General features: G+C 70.0%; 16 protein-coding genes and 1 pseudogene. 11 read left to right on the forward strand and 6 right to left on the reverse strand.

Going from position 1 to position 15,764, the window contains the following annotated elements:
* From G6039_RS06270 to fabG, 3 genes and pseudogenes are all read left to right on the forward strand, one after another.
* Positions 1-284 (forward strand): annotated as a pseudogene (locus G6039_RS06270) (acetyl-CoA C-acyltransferase); the annotation flags it as partial.
* Positions 285-437: 153 nt separating this feature from the next.
* Positions 438-1,199 (forward strand): SDR family NAD(P)-dependent oxidoreductase, encoded by a 762-nt coding sequence (locus G6039_RS06275; protein WP_043797318.1) that lies wholly within the window; start codon positions 438-440, stop codon positions 1,197-1,199.
* Positions 1,200-1,231: 32 nt separating this feature from the next.
* A complete protein-coding gene (fabG, locus tag G6039_RS06280) occupies positions 1,232-1,993 on the forward strand; it encodes a 3-oxoacyl-ACP reductase FabG (protein ID WP_043797319.1) in 762 nt (253 codons plus the stop codon).
* Positions 1,994-2,074: 81 nt separating this feature from the next.
* On the opposite strand, the gene G6039_RS06285 is transcribed toward fabG, so the two are convergent.
* The 3 genes from G6039_RS06285 to G6039_RS06295 form a co-directional block, all read right to left on the reverse strand.
* Entirely contained in the window at positions 2,075-3,484 is a 1,410-nt protein-coding gene (locus tag G6039_RS06285) for an amino acid permease (protein ID WP_043797322.1), read from the reverse strand.
* Complete coding sequence (locus G6039_RS06290) at positions 3,477-4,742, reverse strand: Glu/Leu/Phe/Val dehydrogenase dimerization domain-containing protein (protein ID WP_006940679.1); 1,266 nt, start codon at positions 4,740-4,742, stop codon at positions 3,477-3,479. The genes G6039_RS06285 and G6039_RS06290 overlap by 8 nt, the downstream gene beginning before the upstream one ends.
* 210 nt (positions 4,743-4,952) lie before the next feature.
* Positions 4,953-5,462, reverse strand: coding sequence for an Lrp/AsnC family transcriptional regulator (locus G6039_RS06295; RefSeq protein ID WP_006940680.1), 510 nt, complete (start codon positions 5,460-5,462; stop codon positions 4,953-4,955).
* A 185-nt stretch (positions 5,463-5,647) separates the two neighbouring features.
* Here G6039_RS06295 and hppD point away from each other — a divergent pair, with 185 nt between their 5' ends.
* The gene (gene hppD, locus G6039_RS06300) at positions 5,648-6,853 is read left to right on the forward strand and encodes a 4-hydroxyphenylpyruvate dioxygenase (RefSeq protein ID WP_043797325.1); all 1,206 of its coding nucleotides are present in this window, start codon (positions 5,648-5,650) and stop codon (positions 6,851-6,853) included.
* 16 nt (positions 6,854-6,869) lie between these two features.
* Here hppD and G6039_RS06305 read toward each other — a convergent pair whose 3' ends face one another.
* Positions 6,870-7,313, reverse strand: a complete 444-nt coding sequence (locus G6039_RS06305; protein WP_006940686.1) for an SRPBCC family protein — start codon at positions 7,311-7,313, stop codon at positions 6,870-6,872.
* Between the two features lie 160 nt (positions 7,314-7,473).
* Positions 7,474-8,166, reverse strand: coding sequence for a TetR/AcrR family transcriptional regulator (locus tag G6039_RS06310; protein WP_231385959.1), 693 nt, complete (start codon positions 8,164-8,166; stop codon positions 7,474-7,476).
* A gap of 94 nt (positions 8,167-8,260) precedes the next feature.
* Here G6039_RS06310 and G6039_RS06315 point away from each other — a divergent pair, with 94 nt between their 5' ends.
* Together G6039_RS06315 and G6039_RS06320 are read left to right on the forward strand one after the other, a co-directional pair.
* Positions 8,261-9,220, forward strand: a complete 960-nt coding sequence (locus G6039_RS06315; protein ID WP_043797330.1) for an ATP-binding cassette domain-containing protein — start codon at positions 8,261-8,263, stop codon at positions 9,218-9,220.
* Positions 9,217-10,029, forward strand: a complete 813-nt coding sequence (locus G6039_RS06320) for an ABC transporter permease (protein ID WP_051445988.1) — start codon at positions 9,217-9,219, stop codon at positions 10,027-10,029. The genes G6039_RS06315 and G6039_RS06320 overlap by 4 nt, the downstream gene beginning before the upstream one ends.
* Before the next feature lie 28 nt (positions 10,030-10,057).
* On the opposite strand, the gene G6039_RS06325 is transcribed toward G6039_RS06320, so the two are convergent.
* The gene (locus G6039_RS06325) at positions 10,058-10,501 is read right to left on the reverse strand and encodes an SRPBCC family protein (RefSeq protein ID WP_006940694.1); all 444 of its coding nucleotides are present in this window, start codon (positions 10,499-10,501) and stop codon (positions 10,058-10,060) included.
* Positions 10,502-10,644: 143 nt separating this feature from the next.
* On the opposite strand from G6039_RS06325, the gene G6039_RS06330 reads away from it, so the two are divergent.
* The 5 genes from G6039_RS06330 (at position 10,645) to G6039_RS06350 (ending at position 15,764) form a co-directional block, all read left to right on the forward strand.
* Positions 10,645-11,772 carry an NDMA-dependent alcohol dehydrogenase gene (locus G6039_RS06330; protein ID WP_043797335.1) on the forward strand — a complete coding sequence of 376 codons (1,128 nt, stop codon included), beginning with the start codon at positions 10,645-10,647 and terminating at the stop codon, positions 11,770-11,772.
* Between the two features lie 113 nt (positions 11,773-11,885).
* Positions 11,886-12,506, forward strand: coding sequence for a TetR/AcrR family transcriptional regulator (locus tag G6039_RS06335; protein ID WP_006939960.1), 621 nt, complete (start codon positions 11,886-11,888; stop codon positions 12,504-12,506).
* A gap of 263 nt (positions 12,507-12,769) precedes the next feature.
* Positions 12,770-13,987: an acyl-CoA dehydrogenase family protein gene (locus G6039_RS06340; protein WP_043798040.1), complete on the forward strand. Its 1,218-nt coding sequence runs from the start codon at positions 12,770-12,772 to the stop codon at positions 13,985-13,987.
* The gene (locus tag G6039_RS06345; protein WP_043798037.1) at positions 13,984-15,015 is read left to right on the forward strand and encodes a phosphotransferase family protein; all 1,032 of its coding nucleotides are present in this window, start codon (positions 13,984-13,986) and stop codon (positions 15,013-15,015) included. Before G6039_RS06340 ends, G6039_RS06345 begins: the two co-directional genes overlap by 4 nt.
* On the forward strand, positions 15,012-15,764 hold the full coding sequence (locus G6039_RS06350; protein WP_006939955.1) for an SDR family NAD(P)-dependent oxidoreductase: 753 nt from the start codon (positions 15,012-15,014) through the stop codon (positions 15,762-15,764). Before G6039_RS06345 ends, G6039_RS06350 begins: the two co-directional genes overlap by 4 nt.

The following is a 15,764-nucleotide window of genomic DNA, read 5'->3' on the forward strand; positions in this document are numbered from 1 at the left end:
TCGCCCACGCCGGCAAGACCATCTCCGACATCGACCTGTTCGAGATCAACGAGGCGTTCGCCGTGCAGGTGCTCGGCTCCGCCCGCGAGCTCGGCATCGACGAGGACAAGCTGAACGTCTCCGGTGGTGCGATCGCCCTCGGTCACCCGTTCGGCATGACCGGCGCGCGGATCACCGCCACCCTGCTCAACAACCTGCAGACCCACGACAAGCAGTTCGGCGTGGAGACCATGTGCGTCGGCGGCGGTCAGGGCATGGCAATGGTGCTCGAGCGCCTGAGCTGATCGTCCCCCTCGGACCGGGAAGTCGGATGAGGCGCGGTCGCGGGCCCGAAAGGGCTTGTGGCCGCGCCTTTTTCGAATATCAAGTCTTGAACTCGAGCGCGAATTCAACTATACAATTCGCATAGGTATCGACTATCGGAGGAGACTACACACATGTCCGTGCTCGACAAGTTCCGCCTCGACGACCGCGTCGCGATCGTCACCGGCGCCTCCTCGGGCCTCGGCGTCGCCTTCGCCCAGGCTCTCGCGGAGGCCGGGGCCGACGTCGTGCTCGCGGCCCGTCGCGCCGACCGGCTCGAGCGGACCGCCGAACTCGTCCGCGCCGCCGGCCGCCGCGCGCTGAGCGTCGAGACCGACATCGCCGAGCCCGAGCAGGCGCAACGGATGGTCGATGCCGCGGTCGAGCACTTCGGCAAGGTCGACATCCTCATCAACAACGCCGGCATCGGCACGGCCGTCCCGGCCACCAAGGAGACCCCGGAGCAGTTCCGGCGCGTCATCGACATCAACCTGAACGGCTCCTATTGGGCCGCGCAGGCCGCCGGGCGCGTCATGCAGCCCGGCAGCTCCATCGTCAACATCTCCTCCGTCCTGGGCCTCACCACCGCGGGACTGCCGCAGGCCGCCTACGCCGCCAGCAAGGCCGGCGTGATCGGCCTGACCCGGGACCTGGCCCAGCAGTGGGGGGCACGCAAGGGCATCCGCGTCAATGCCATCGCGCCGGGATTCTTCGAGACCGAGATGACCGACGAGTACCAGCCCGGCTACCTCGACAGCATGAAGCCGCGAATCGTCCTGGGCCGCACCGGTGATCCCGCGGAGATCGCCGCCACCGCCGTGTGGCTCACCTCGGAGGCCGCCGGCTACGTCACCGGCCAGACGATTGCGGTCGACGGCGGCCTGACCATCAACTGAAGTTTCCAACCACAACAGCACGGAGGTAAGCAGTGAGCGAAACAGTCACCCGCACCGCCATCGTCACCGGGGCCGCGCGCGGCATCGGCGCCGCAGTCGCCAAGCGGCTGGCGCAGGACGGATTCCAGGTCGCGGTCCTGGACCTCGACGAGTCCGCATGCGGCGACACCGTCTCGGCCATCGAGGCGGCCGGCGGCAAGGCCCTCGCGGTGGGTGCGAACGTCGCCGACGAGCAGTCCGTCGCCGCGGCTGTGGAGAGGGTCGCGAACGAGCTGGGCGATCCCACGGTGCTGATCAACAACGCCGGCATCACCCGCGACAACCTGCTGTTCAAGATGACCGTCGACGACTGGGACGCCGTGATGAACGTGCACCTGCGGGGCGCGTTCCTCATGTCCCGGGCGACGCAGAAGTACATGGTGGAGGCCAAGTTCGGCCGCATCGTCAACCTGTCGAGCACCTCCGCGCTGGGCAACCGCGGTCAGGTCAACTACTCCGCCGCCAAGGCCGGCATGCAGGGCTTCACCAAGACCCTCGCGATCGAGCTCGGCAAGTACGGCGTCACCGCCAACGCGATCGCCCCCGGCTTCATCGAGACCGAGATGACCGCTGCGACGGCCGAGCGGATGGGCATGTCGTTCGAGGACTTCAAGGCCGCCGCGGCCTCGCAGATCCCCGTCGCCCGCACCGGAAAGCCCGACGACATCGCGCACACCGCCTCGTTCCTCGCGAGCGAGGGTGCGGGATTCGTGTCGGGTCAGGTCATCTACGTCGCCGGTGGTCCGAAGGACTGACGGCGGGGACCGATCCACGACGACGCCGTGCGTCCCTCCCCCCTGCGGGAGGACGCACGGCGTCGTCGTCTGTGCGGTCGGCTACGGCTGCCGGACCGTCTGCCGGCGGTGCAGAAGCCAGCACGCGCCCGCGATCGTGGCGGTGAGTGCGCCCGTCGCGATGAGCTGGGTGCGGGCGGCCGTGTCGAACAGCGCGAGCACGGCGATGCCGGCGAGCAGGCCGAGGGTCGCGTACGACAGGTACGGGAAGCCCCACATCTTCAGCGGCAGGGCGTCTTCGGTGCCGTCGCGCCGGGCCCGCCGGCGCAGCACGAGGTGCGAGACCGCCACGAACGTCCACAGTACGAGGATGGTCGAGCCCACGGCGTTGAGCAGCAGCGGCAACACCTTGTCGGGACGCACGTAGTTGAGTGCGACGGTGACGAATCCGAACGCGACCGAGGCGAGGACCGCGTTGCGGGGCACCCCGTTGGGGGCCACCCGGCCGAACGCGGGGTAGGCCGAACCGCGTTGCGAGAGAGAGTAGATCATCCGTGAGGCGCTGAAGAGCATCGCGTTGAGCGAGGACAGCAGCGCCACCACCACGATCACGGTCATCACGGCGGCCGCCCCCGGCACGGCGCCGGCGTTCAGCACCGCGACGAACGGGCCCGTGACGAGATCCTCGGACGTCCACGGCAGCACCGTCACCATGATCAGCACCGAGCCGATGTAGAAGACCAGGATGCGCCAGATCAGCGTGCGCACCGCGCGGCCGACGTTCCGGCGCGGATCGGAGGTCTCGGCGGCCGCGATGGCGATGATCTCGGTGCCGCCGAACGCGAACACCACGATGAGCAGGCCCGCGGCGATACCGGCGATACCGGTCGGCGCGAAGCCGCCGTGCGCGGTGAGGTTCGCGAACCCGGTGCTGTCGAAGGCGGGCACCCATCCCGCGATCATCGCGACGCCGATCGCGAGGAAGGCGACGATGGCGACGATCTTCAGTGCCGCGAACCAGAATTCGACCTCGCCGAACCGCCGTACGCCGACGAGGTTCACGCCGGTGAGCACCACCATGAAGAACAGTGCCGCGGCCCACTGCGGGATCCCGGGAATCGAGGCGGCGGTGATGGCGGCGGCGCCGGTCGCCTCCGCCGCGATCACGATGACCACCTGGATCCAGTACAGCCAGCCGATGGTGCGGCCGGCGACGGAGCCGAGGGCGTTCTCCGCGTGCACGGAGAAGGCGCCGCTGGCGGGGTTCGCGGCCGCCATCTCGCCCATCATCCGCATGATGAGGACGACGAGAGCCGCGGCGGCGAGGAACGAGACGAGGATGGCCGGTCCCGCGACGGCGATGCCGGCGCCGGAGCCGACGAACAGTCCCGCGCCGATCGCGCCGCCGAGACTCATCATCACCAGCTGTCGCGGCCGCATCGCCTGGTGCAGCATCGCCCGCGGCGCCGGCTCGGTGGTGGTGGCCGGCGTGGTGGCCAGGGTGTCAGTCATCGATGCGCTCCCCGGCCGGCACCAGCTGGTCGAGGGCGATCTCGAACGCGGTGGCCGCGACGCCCGTATGGTCGGCGCAGCGGTCGTGGCAGCGCTGCAGCGCACCCGCGACGGTGTCCGAGACGTCGCCGAAGATCGCCGCGTCCGAGACCTCCACGTCACCCTCCATGAGCTGGGCGAAGGCGCGGGCCATGCCGCTGTTGGCGATGAAGTCGGGGATCACGGAGACGGACTTGTCCGCGTGCTCGTAGGTGGGGCCGTAGAAGATCTCGTCGTCGGCGAAGGGCACGTTCGCTCCGCTGGCGATCACCTCGAGGCCGGCCGCGACCATACGATCGACCTGTTCGCGGGTGACCAGGCGGGAGGCCGCGCAGGGGAGGAAGATCTCGGCGCCGAGGTCCCAGATCGCGTCGTGCACCTCGGTGAAGGGACGCATCCGGTCGCTGCGGAGCGCGTTGCCGTCCTTGTTCAGCAGCAGCGTGCGCACCTCGTCGAAGTCGAGACCGGCCGTGTCGAGGATGCCGCCGTCGCGGTCGATGATGCCGACCACGCGAGCCCCGGCCTGGGCCAGGTAGTAGGCCGCGGCCGCGCCGACGTTGCCCCAGCCCTGGACGATCACCCGCTTGCCCCCGAGCCCGTGATTACCGGCGGGGTCGCCGTAGATGCGGTAGTGGTGGCGCACCGACTCGGCGACGCCCCAGCCCGTGATCAGATCGGCCACCGTGTACTTCGCATCCGGTGCCGGGGTGAACCGGGTGTCCTCGACGACCTTCGCGACACCGAGCCGCAGCTGCCCGACCCGCTGGACGCGTTCGCGGTCGTCCGCCGCGAAGTGCCCGTTGACGACGCCCTCCTGTGGATGCCACAGCCCGTTGCTCTCGGTGAGCGGCACGACCTCGGTCATCTCGTCGACGTTCAGGTCGCCGCCGGTGCCGTAGTAGGCGCGCAGCAGCGGCGCGACCGCCCGGAACCAGCGCCGCAGCACGCCGTCCTTGCGGGGATCGGAGGGGTCGAAGTCGATGCCGGACTTGGCGCCGCCGATGGCCGGACCGGAGACGGTGAACTTGACCTCCATCGTCTTCGCCAGCGACTCGACCTCGCGGCGGTCGAGGCCGCGGCGCATCCGCGTGCCGCCACCGGCCGCGCCGCCGCGCAGGGAGTTGATGACGACCCAGCCGCGGGCGGTGGTCTCGGTGTCGTGCCACTCGAAGACGATCTCGGGGGCCTTGTCCTCGAAACGGGTCAGCAGGTTCTTCATGTCTTCTCTCGGGAGTCGGGACGGTGCGATGCCCGGGGAGCGGGCGAATGAAGAAGACTGTGACCGTGGTTACAGAGGGGGCGCAAGTGCGGCCTGCACTACTGGTCAGGCTGAAGAGCTGTAGCGCAGCCGCCCGTCGTTTTTCTGTGCAGTGTGCAGAGCTGTTTCGACGTTTTCGGCGGGCGGGGGCGAGCGCGCCGACCTTCAGCTCTACCGACGGTAGGCGGGCGCTTTGGCGGTTTTGCCCGGCTGCAGCGTGCGGAGCAGCGGCATGGCCCGGTACCGCACCACCTCCGACAGCACCATGACGCTGGTCGACCGGGCGACGATCGACGACCGGTTCAGTTCGATCAGCGTCTGCTGCAGACCGAGGTGGGAGTCCGCGGCGATCCGGCACAGAATGTCGCCGGCGCCGGTCGTCGCGAACGCCTCGAGCACCCCCGGAATCGCTTCGAGGACATCGGTGATCGCTTCGAGCGCGCCCTGGACGATCTCCATCGTCACGAAGGCCTGGACCTCGAATCCGGCGGCCGCCAGGTCCAGCCGCGGTTCGTAGCCGGCGATGATCCCGGACTCCTCGAGCCGGCGCAGCCGTGCCGAGACCGTCGCGCGCGCCACCCGCAACCTCCGGGACAGCTCCAGGGCGCCGATCTTCGGATCCGTGTGCAGCGTGTCCAGGAGCGCGAAATCCAACTCGTCCAGCTGCACGGCGTCACGCATGGCCGTTCCTTCCGAAGAGGCGGCGGAAACTGTGCCGATTGTATAGCGGCTCGCCCGGCATCCCGCATTTTCCAGTCAGGTCGATCAGCTGGGAGAGGCGAGATTGCACCGTCGCCGCGACGGGGTTTTTCCTGGTGACACACGACACACCGATGGCGCCGCGTCCGGCGGCAGGAGGAATCGCCATGACTCTCGAGTTCACCCTCACCGACAGCGAGAAGCTCGCCCAGCTGAACCCCGAGGAACTGCGGCAGCTCGTCGGCCTCGTCGAGTACGACGCCGAGCGGGACCCGTTCCCCGTCAGCGGCTGGGACGCGGTGGTGTGGGTGGTGGGCAACGCCACCCAGGCCGCGCACTACTACCAGTCCGCGTTCGGGATGGAACTGATCGCCTACTCCGGTCCCACCACCGGCAACCGCGACCACCACGCCTACGTCCTGCGCAGCGGGGCGGTGCGGTTCGTGGTCAAGGGTGCGGTCGATCCGGACAGCGCGCTCGTCGAGCATCATCGCCGGCACGGCGACGGCGTCGTGGACATCGCGCTGCAGGTGCCCGACGTCGACAAGTGCATCGCGCACGCCCGGGCCCAGGGCGCGACGGTCCTCGAGGAGCCGTACGAGATCAGCGACGAGTACGGCACGGTGCGGCTCGCCGCGATCGCCACCTACGGCGAGACGCGCCACACACTCGTCGACCGCTCCCGCTACACGGGCCCGTATCTGCCCGGCTACGTGGAGAAGTCGTCGACCTACCGCAAGCGCGACGGCGCGCCCAAGCGGATCTTCCAGGCCCTCGACCACGTGGTCGGCAACGTCGAGCTCGGCCACATGGACGAGTGGGTCGGCTTCTACAACCGCGTCATGGGCTTCACCAACATGGCCGAGTTCATCGGTGACGACATCGCCACCGACTACTCGGCCCTGATGAGCAAGGTGGTCTGCAACGGCAACCACCGCGTCAAGTTCCCGCTCAACGAGCCGGCCGTCGCGAAGAAGCGCTCGCAGATCGACGAGTACCTCGATTTCTACCGTGGTCCCGGCGCGCAGCACCTGGCGCTGGCCACCAACGACATCCTCACCGCCGTCGACCGGCTCCGCGAGGAGGGCGTGGAGTTCCTCGCCACGCCCGACGCCTACTACGAGGACCCCGAGCTGCGCGCGCGGATCGGGAACGTGCGGGTGCCGATCGAGGAACTGCAGAAGCGTGGCATTCTCGTCGACCGGGACGAAGACGGTTACCTCCTGCAGATCTTCACCAAGCCGATCACCGATCGCCCGACGGTGTTCTTCGAGCTGATCGAGCGGCACGGTTCGCTCGGCTTCGGCAAGGGCAACTTCAAGGCCCTGTTCGAGGCGATCGAGCGCGAGCAGGCGGCGCGCGGCAACTTCTGACCGGACGCGCGGCGGGTCAGGAGATCCGGCTGACCTGCTCCCGCAGCGCGTGCTCGGTCCGGCGGACGATCGTGCCCACCAGCGGCTCGATCAGCAGCCCCGCCGCGCGACCGGCCGCGCCGCCGGGCAGCCGGTAGCCGAAGTCGACGGCGAGACGCATGCGACCGTCGCCCAGATCGTCGAACTGCCACGACGACAGGGTGCGGAAGCCGGAGATCGAGCTCAGCACGATCCGGTGGTTGTCTTCCCACTCGACGATCTCGAGCCGGGAGTCGAAGGTGGCCGGCCCGATCCGCATGCTCGCGTCGAAGCGCGCGCCCACGCCGCGGACCCGATCACCCACGGGCTCGAAGCGGGTGACTCCGAACATCCACTCCGGGACCGTGCGGTGATCGGCGACGTAGGCGAAGGCGGCCTGGCGGTCCACGTGCGCCACGCCGTCGTGGCACACGTGGATCATGCGGCGATCGTCAGTCATCCGGCGGCACCTCCGCCGGTGAACCTAGCGGAGTTGCTCGCGTCTCCGGGATCCGCCCGCGCAACTGTGTGGGCGGATTCCGGAAGGGCGCGTGAATTCCCTTGTTCTCCAAGAATTTGTCACCCGAAGCGAGCGGGCTCGCTCACGGGTGCGGCGCGATGCCGAACAGCAGGGCCTCGATCCCGGCCCGGAACGCGGCATCGTTGTCGACGGGTGTGGCGCCGGCGTTCCCGCCCGCGGAAGCGAGCAGGCCGGCCAGGTGGGGGTAGTCGCCGTGGGCCAGCATGGCGGTGATGTGCTCGGCGCCGCCACCGGCGGTGGGGGCGGACAACCCCGCCGCCTCCTGCGCGGCGAAGGTGGTGACCCAGCCTGAGAGCAGGGCGATTCCCATCATGGTCGCGGTGGCGTCGAGGCCGGTCGGTGCGAGGGCGCCGACCATGTGGTCGAGGTATCGCATCGAGTGCGGACCCAGTGTCGTCGTGCCCGCGACGCTCAACCACGGATGCCGACGGTGCAGCTGCCGGGCCTGCTCCGCGAGGGCGAGGACGTCGGTCCGCACGTCCCCGGTCAGGGGCGGGTACCGGTACTCCGCGGCGACGCGGTCGACCATGAGAGCGACGAGATCGTCCTTGCCTGCGACGTAGCGGTAGAGCGAGGCGGCCGCCGTCCCGAGTTCCTGCGCGACGCGCCGCATCGAAACGGCACGCAGCCCGTCTGCGTCGGCGAGGCCGACGCACGCCTCGGCGAGCTGCTCGAGCGTATGGGCAGGGCGCGGCCCGGGCCTGGGGTCGTCGGCACGCAACCACAGCGAGGTCGGGGGTTCGGCATGCGGCATGGGTGCCAGCATGCACTACCCGGACAGTTGCGAACGACGTTCGCAGACGCGTACGGTGTAATTGCGAACGATGTTCCCAATCGTGGAGGTCGGAATGACGGTTCTGGAAACCGAGGCGCTCACCAGGCGGTACGGCAGCCACCTCGTGCTCGACGGGCTGAACCTGGAGGTGCCCGCCGGTCGGGTGCACGCGCTGCTCGGCCCCAACGGGTCCGGCAAGACCACGACCGTGCGGATGCTGGCGACCCTGCTGCGACCGACCTCCGGCAGCGCCCGGATCCTCGGTCACGACACCGTCCGCGAGGCTGCTCACGTCAAGCGCAACATCGGCTTCGTCGGCCAGTACCACGCGGTCGACCCCCGCCTCACCGGCACCCAGAACCTGACGATGGTTGCCCGCCTGAACGGGTACAGCGCCCGGGGCGCCCGCCGGCACGCAGACGACCTGCTCGAGCGCTTCGACCTGACCGACGCCGCGGCCCGGCAGGTGCACACGTACTCCGGCGGCATGCGAAGGCGGCTCGACATCGTCGCGGGCATGGTCGTCCGTCCCGCGGTGCTCTTCCTCGACGAGCCCACCACCGGCCTCGATCCCCACAGTCGCAACGAGATCTACCGGTATGTACGGTCTTTCGTGGAGGAAGGCACCACCGTCGTGCTCACGACCCAGTACCTCGACGAGGCCGAGCGGCTGGCGGACACGGTCACCATCCTCGACGCCGGTCGGGTCGTCGCCACCGGGACGCCGGACGCGATAGCCCGCACCGTGGGCAGCGGCCTCGACGTCGTCGTGCTCGATCCGCACCGGCGGGGCGACGTCGCCGCGATCGTCGAGCGATTCGGCGGAAGACCCGTCGACTCGCCGGCCCGGGACGAGAATGCGCCGCTGCGGCTGACGTTCGGATTCGACGGCGAGCCGGCCACCCTGCTGCCGATCCTGCGCGCCCTCGACGCGGAGGGCATCGCGGTGCAGGACATCGGCCGCCGGCGCGCCACCTTGGACGACGCTTTCCTCGCACTCACCGGTCGCCCGACCGAAGGGATTCCCGCATGACTGCCCCCACCGCCACCCGCACCGTCTCGCCGGCGGCGGGTGCCTGGATTCTGTTCCTGCGGGTGGCCGCGACGTACCGGAACGCGCCCGGCCTGCTCGCGGTGACCCTCGCGGCACCGCTGGGAATGATGCTGCTGTTCGGCTTCGTATTCGGCGGCGCGCTCGCCGGCGGATCCGACGCTGCCGCCTACCGGTCGTACCTGACGCCCGGAGTCCTCGTCCTCGTCGCGGCCATGGGGCTCGTCGTCACCGCGTCGACCGTGAACGCCGACCTCCGCAGCGGCCTGACGGACCGGCTGCGGGCCCTGCCCGTCCCGCCGGTCGCGGTGCCGGCGGGCCTCGCACTCGCGGAGACGGTGACCGGCGCCTCGGCGCTGGCGACGATGGCCGGCGTGGGATTTCTCGCGGGATGGCGGGTCGAGGCCACCCCCGCCGACGTGGCGCTCGCCGTGCTGCTGCTGCTCGCGTTCCGGTTCGCGCTCGCGTGGCTCGGGATCGTGCTCGGCGCCTCGATCCGCGACGAGCAGATGCTGCAGCAGGTGGCGCCGCTGATCTTCGGGGCGGTCATGTTCTCCAACGTCTTCGTCCCCACCGAGACGATGCCGGCCGTGGTCGCGACGATCGCCGAATGGAACCCCGTCAGCGCCGTGGTCGCGGCCCTGCGGCAGTTGTTCGGATCCGGGACGACGGTCGCCGCCGACGCGGCCTGGCCCATGCAGCATCCGGTCGTCGCGGCCTTCGCCTGGACGGCGGTGATCCTTGCCGTGTCCGTGCCGATCGCCGTGCGAGGGTACGCATCCTCCCGCTGATCGGATCCTTGCGCAGGTGGCGCGTCGCTCAGGCGACGCGGCCGAGGTTCGAGCGCAGCGCCTGCTCGGTCTGGCGGATCGCGGTGCCCACCACCGGTTCGATGAGCTTGCCGAGCGCCCGTCCGGCCAGGCCGCCGGGAAGCTGGTATCCGAAGTCGACGTCGAGGCGGATCCGCCCGTCGCCGAGGTCGGCGAGTTCCCACGACGAGGCGGTGCGGAACCCCGCGATGGAGTCGAGAACGATCCTGCGGTCGAGTTCCCAGTCGACGATCGCGAGGCGGGAGTCGAGGCCCCTCGGTCCGATCTGCATGGTCGCGTCGAAGACCGCGCCGAGGCCGTTGACCTGCGGTCCCACCGGCACGAAGCGGTTGACGCCGTACATCCATTCGGGGACCGTGCGGTGATCGTCGAGGTAGGCGAACGCCACCTCGAGGGGAACCTCCGCAACGGCGGTGTGGCGGATGTGGATCATCGTGTACCTCCATGAGGACATTTCCGTTACCCAAGGTATCAGGTAACTCGCGTCCCGGGGAGATCCTCAAACTCGTCCATGCGGACGCTCGTCCTGCTCTACTCATGGTGACACAGTTCACAGTGGATCCGGTGGGAGGGTTCGTGAAGACCAAGGCTGCGGTGATCAAAGGGCTCAATCAGCCATGGGAGATCGAGGAGATCGACCTCGGAGACCCGGTCGCCGGTGAAGTGCAGGTGCGTCTGGCAGCGTCCGGACTGTGCCATTCCGACGAACATCTACGCTCCGGCGCGACGCCGATTGCATCCTTCCCCGTCCTCGGCGGGCACGAGGGCGCCGGCGTGGTCACCAAGGTCGGACCGGGGGTGTCCAACATCCGGGAGGGCGACCATGTGGTGCTCGCCTTCATCCCCGCGTGCGGGCGATGCCGCGCGTGCGCGAAGGGCCTGCAGAACATCTGCGACGAGGGGGCGAACCTCCTCACCGGGCAGGCCATCGCCGACAAGACGCACCGGGTGACCCTCAATGGTGATCCGGTCATCCAGATGTGCCTGCTCGGCACGTTCGCGCCCTACGTCACCGTGCACGAGGCCTCGGTCATCAAGATCGAGGACGACATCCCGCTCGACAAGGCCGCCCTGCTCGGCTGTGGCGTTGCCACGGGCTGGGGCTCCGCGACGGCGATCGGCGGCACCAAGGTGGGCGACTCCGTCGTCGTGATCGGCATCGGCGGCGTGGGCATCAACGCGGTGCAGGGGGCCGCGCACGCGGGTGCCCGGCACGTCGTCGCCATCGACCCGGTGGAGTTCAAGCGGGATCAGGCCAAGAAGTTCGGGGCGACCCACACGTTCGCCTCGATCGAGGAGGCGCTGCCGGTGATCGGCGAGATCACCTGGGGTGCGATGGCCGACGTCACGATCATCACCGTCGGTGAGATCCACGGGGACATCATCGCCCCGTCGATGGCGCTGACCGGCAAGGGCGGCCAGGTGGTCGTGGTGGGCATGGGCAGCGCCGCCGACACCCAGGTGACGCTGAGCCTGTTCGAGCTGACCCTGCTGCAGAAGCGCCTGCAGGGCGCGATCTTCGGTGGTGTCGGCCCGCGCTCGCAGATCCCGAAGCTGCTCGACCTCTACCGCAGTGGACAGCTCGAGCTCGACAAGCTGGTCACCAAGACATACCGGCTCGAGGACATCAACGACGGCTATGCCGACATGCACGAGGGCCGAAACCTGCGCGGCATGGTGCTCTACGGCGACGACGACTACTGACGGGAGCCGGCACCGGCACCGCGATCCGGTGACGGGCCGGCCGGCGGTGACGTTCGGCCGGCCCGCCGGCGGTGACGTTCGGCCGGCCCCTCGGGGTCGCCTACGGTGAAGCCATGGAAACGCGTGAGGAAGCCGTCGAATCGGGATCGTGGCGGCAGTACGGGCCGTCGACCCTGCCCAAGCCGCTCGAGGCCGCACTCGAGGCGTTTGCCGAGCGCGGTTACGACGGCACCTCGATCCGGGAGATCGCCGCCCGGGCCGGGCTGTCGGTGCCGGGCCTGTACCACCACTACCCGTCGAAGCAGGCGCTGCTGGTCTCGCTGACGACGGCGGTGATGGGCGATCTGCTCGACCGCAGCCGGCGGGCTCTGGCGGAGGCCGGCCCCACGGCCTCCGAGCGGTTCGACGCGGTCGTCGAGTCCCTTTTGCGGTTCCACATGTTCCGGCGCAATCAGGCTTTCGTCGCCTCCACCGAGATGCGCAGCATGGAACCGGACAGCCGGAAGGCCTACATCGCGTTGCGCGACGAGCAGCAGCGGATGCTCGACGAGATCGTCCGGGACGGGGTGACGAGCGGGGAGTTCGGTACCGAGTTCCCGGAGGACGCGAGCCGGGCGGTGACCACCATGTGCGTCGCCGTCGCCGGGTGGTACCGACCGGACGGGCCGCTTGCTCCCGACGAGGTCGTCCACCGCTACCTCGCCATCGCGCGCTGCGCCGTGGGCGCACGGTAGGGACTGCGCCGTGGGCGCACGGTAGGGACTGCGCCGTGGGCGCACGGTAGGGACTGCGCCGTGGGCGCCCGGTAGGGACTGCGCCGTGGGCGCCCGGTAGGGACTGCGCCGTGGGCGCCCGGTAGGGACTGCGCCGTGGGCGCCCGGTAGGGACTGCGCCGTGGGCGCCCGGTAGATCGTCCGGGTTGACCGCGCGGGGTGGGGTGTGTCACGGTTGTCGTAACCGAGCGATCGATCGGTCGGGGTGAGGAGGAGGAATCGCGATGGCTGTCGATCTGTCGTACCCGGAACACGTCCAGGCACTGGTGGCGAGGACCGAGGAGTTCGTCCGGGAGCACGTGCTGCCCGTCGAGGACGCCCACAACGGTGACATCACCGCCGCCGGGGGCGACGACCTGCGGGTGAAGCTGCAGCAGGCGGCCAAGGACGCCGGCGTCTTCGCGCCGCACGCGCCCGTCGAGTACGGCGGCCACGGACTCGGCATGGTCGACCGCGCCCCGGTGTTCGAGGCGGCGGGCTACTCGCTGTTCGGGCCCATCGCACTCAACATCGCCGCCCCCGACGAGGGCAACGTGCACATGCTCGCGCACATCGCCAGCCCGGAACAGAAGGAGCAGTTCCTCGCGCCGCTCGCCCACGGCGACGTGCGGTCCGGATTCGCGATGACCGAACCGGCACCCGGCGCCGGGTCCGATCCCAACGCGCTCACCACCCGCGCCGAGAAGGTCCCTGGCGGCTGGAAGATCAACGGCCGCAAGTACTTCATCACCGGGGCCGACGGCGCCGGCTTCTTCATCATCATGGCCCGCACCTCCGGCGAACCCGGACAGCGCGGCGGCGCCACGATGTTCCTCGCCCCCGCCGACACCCCGGGCCTGACCGTCGGCCGGCACATCGACACCATCGACCGCGCCATGATCGGCGGTCACTGCGAGGTGTTCTTCGAGGACCTGTTCGTGCCGGATTCCGCCGTCCTCGGTGAGGTCGACCAGGGCTTCGCCTACGCGCAGGTGCGGCTCGGGCCCGCCCGCATGACGCACGTGATGCGCTGGCTCGGCGCGGCGCGCCGCGGCCACGACATCGCCGTCGCCCGCGTCGCCGAGCGGGAAGGCTTCGGCGGCAAGCTCGGCGACCTCGGCATGATCCAGAAGATGGTCGCCGACAACGAGATCGACATCGCCGCCACCCGTGCCCTGCTGACGCAGGCGTGCTGGGAACTCGACCAGGGCTCGCACGCGTCCAACTCCACGTCCATCGCCAAGACCTTCGCGGCCGAGGCGGTGTTCCGCATCGTCGACCGGTCGATGCAGATGTGCGGCGGCCTCGGCGTCTCCGCCGACCTGCCCGTCGCGCGGCTCGCCCGCGAGGTCCGCCCGTTCCGCATCTACGACGGGCCTTCCGAGGTGCACCGCTGGGCCATCGCCAAGCGCGCCGTCGGCGCCGCGAAGAAGGCCGCCGCCGCGAAGGAGAGCCGGGCATGAAGACCGCACAGCACGAGGGACTCGACCTGAGTGCCCTGCACCGCTACCTGGAGGACTCGGGCATCGCCCTCGACGGCGAACTGCGCGCCGAACTCATCTCCGGCGGCAAGTCGAATCTGACGTACGCGATCTTCGACGACACGTCGCGGTGGGTGCTGCGCCGGCCGCCGACGGCAGGGCTCACCCCGTCCGCACACGACGTCGCCCGCGAGTTCCGCATCACGTCGGCGCTCCAGGGTTGCGGCGTGCCGGTCGCGCAGACCGTCGTCCTGTGCGAGGACGACTCCGTGATGGGCGCTCCGTTCACCGTCGTCGAGCACGTCACCGGGCGGGTGATCCGCACGACCGAGGACCTCGCCACCCTGAGCGACGACGAGATCGAATCGTGCACCGGCGAGCTCGTCCGCGTGCTCGCCGCCCTGCACTCGGTGGACTACGAGGCCGTCGGCCTCGGAAACCTCGGCCGCCCCGACGGGTACGTCACCCGGCAGGTGAAGTTGTGGGCCGGCCAGTGGGACCGGGTCAAGACCCGCGACCTCGACGACCTCGATCGGCTCCACGCCGCCCTCGCCGACGCGATCCCCGCGTCGTCGGCGGCGTCGATCGTGCACGGCGACTACCGGATCGACAACACCATTCTCGATCCTTCCGATGCCGGAAAGATTGCGGCGGTGGTGGATTGGGAACTGTCCACGCTCGGTGACCCGCTCACCGACGTCGCCCTGATGTGCGTGTACCGCAACCCCGCGCTCGATCAGGTGCTCGGCGAATCCGCCGCGTGGACGAGCCCGCGCCTGCCGTCGGCCGACGACCTCGCACAGCGCTACGCGGTGGCGACGGGCCGCGAACTCGCCCACTGGAACTTCTACATGGGCCTGGCGAACTTCAAGCTCGCCGTCATCGCCGAGGGCATCAACCACCGCTGGCGCGTGGGGGCGACCGTCGGCGACGGCTTCGACCGGGCAGGGGAGGCCGTACCGGTCTTCGCGGCCGCCGGCCTGGAGGCACTGCGGGGAGGCGCAGCGTGACAACCGATCTCGTGAACCCCAGCGCCCTGGTCACCGGCGCATCCCGCGGCATCGGGCTCGGTGTCGCCACCCGCCTCGCGGAGCAGGGCTACGGTCTGACCCTCACCGCGCGCGACGAGGCGCGGCTCGACGCGGTGGCCGCCGGCCTGCGCGACGCCGGTGCGCCCGAGGTCCGGGTCGTCGCCGCCGACCTCGGCGACCCGGACACCGCGGCACGCGTCGTCGCGGCGCACGAGGAGACGTTCGGCAGCATGCGGGCGCTCGTGCTCAACGCCGGCGTCGGCACCGCCGGCACCATCGCCGAGTTCCCGATGCGGCGCTTCGGCAAGACGGTGTCCGTCAACTTCGAGACCCCCTTCGCCCTGATCCAGGCATCGTTGCCGCTGCTGCGCAAGGCCGCGACCGCCGCCCCAGGCCGCGGTGCGAAAGTGGTTGCGCTGTCGTCGATCACCGGCGTCTACGCCGAGGCGGGCCTGGCCGTGTACGGGGCGACGAAGGCGGCGCTGATCTCTCTGGTCGAGACGCTCAACGCCGAGGAGTCCGGCAACGGTGTCAGCGCGTCCGCGATCGCACCCGCCTACGTCGACACCGACATGTCCGACTGGATCAAGGACCGCATCCCCGCCGAGGAGATGCTCGAGGTGAACGACGTCGTCGAACTCGTCGACGCGGTGCTGCGGCTGTCCTCCCGTGCGGTGCTGCCGCGTCTGGTGCTCAGCCGGGCCGGGACGGACGCCTACCGGGCCTGA

The organism is Rhodococcus aetherivorans, assembly GCF_011058165.1.
Classification (GTDB): Bacteria; Actinomycetota; Actinomycetes; order Mycobacteriales; family Mycobacteriaceae; genus Rhodococcus; species Rhodococcus aetherivorans.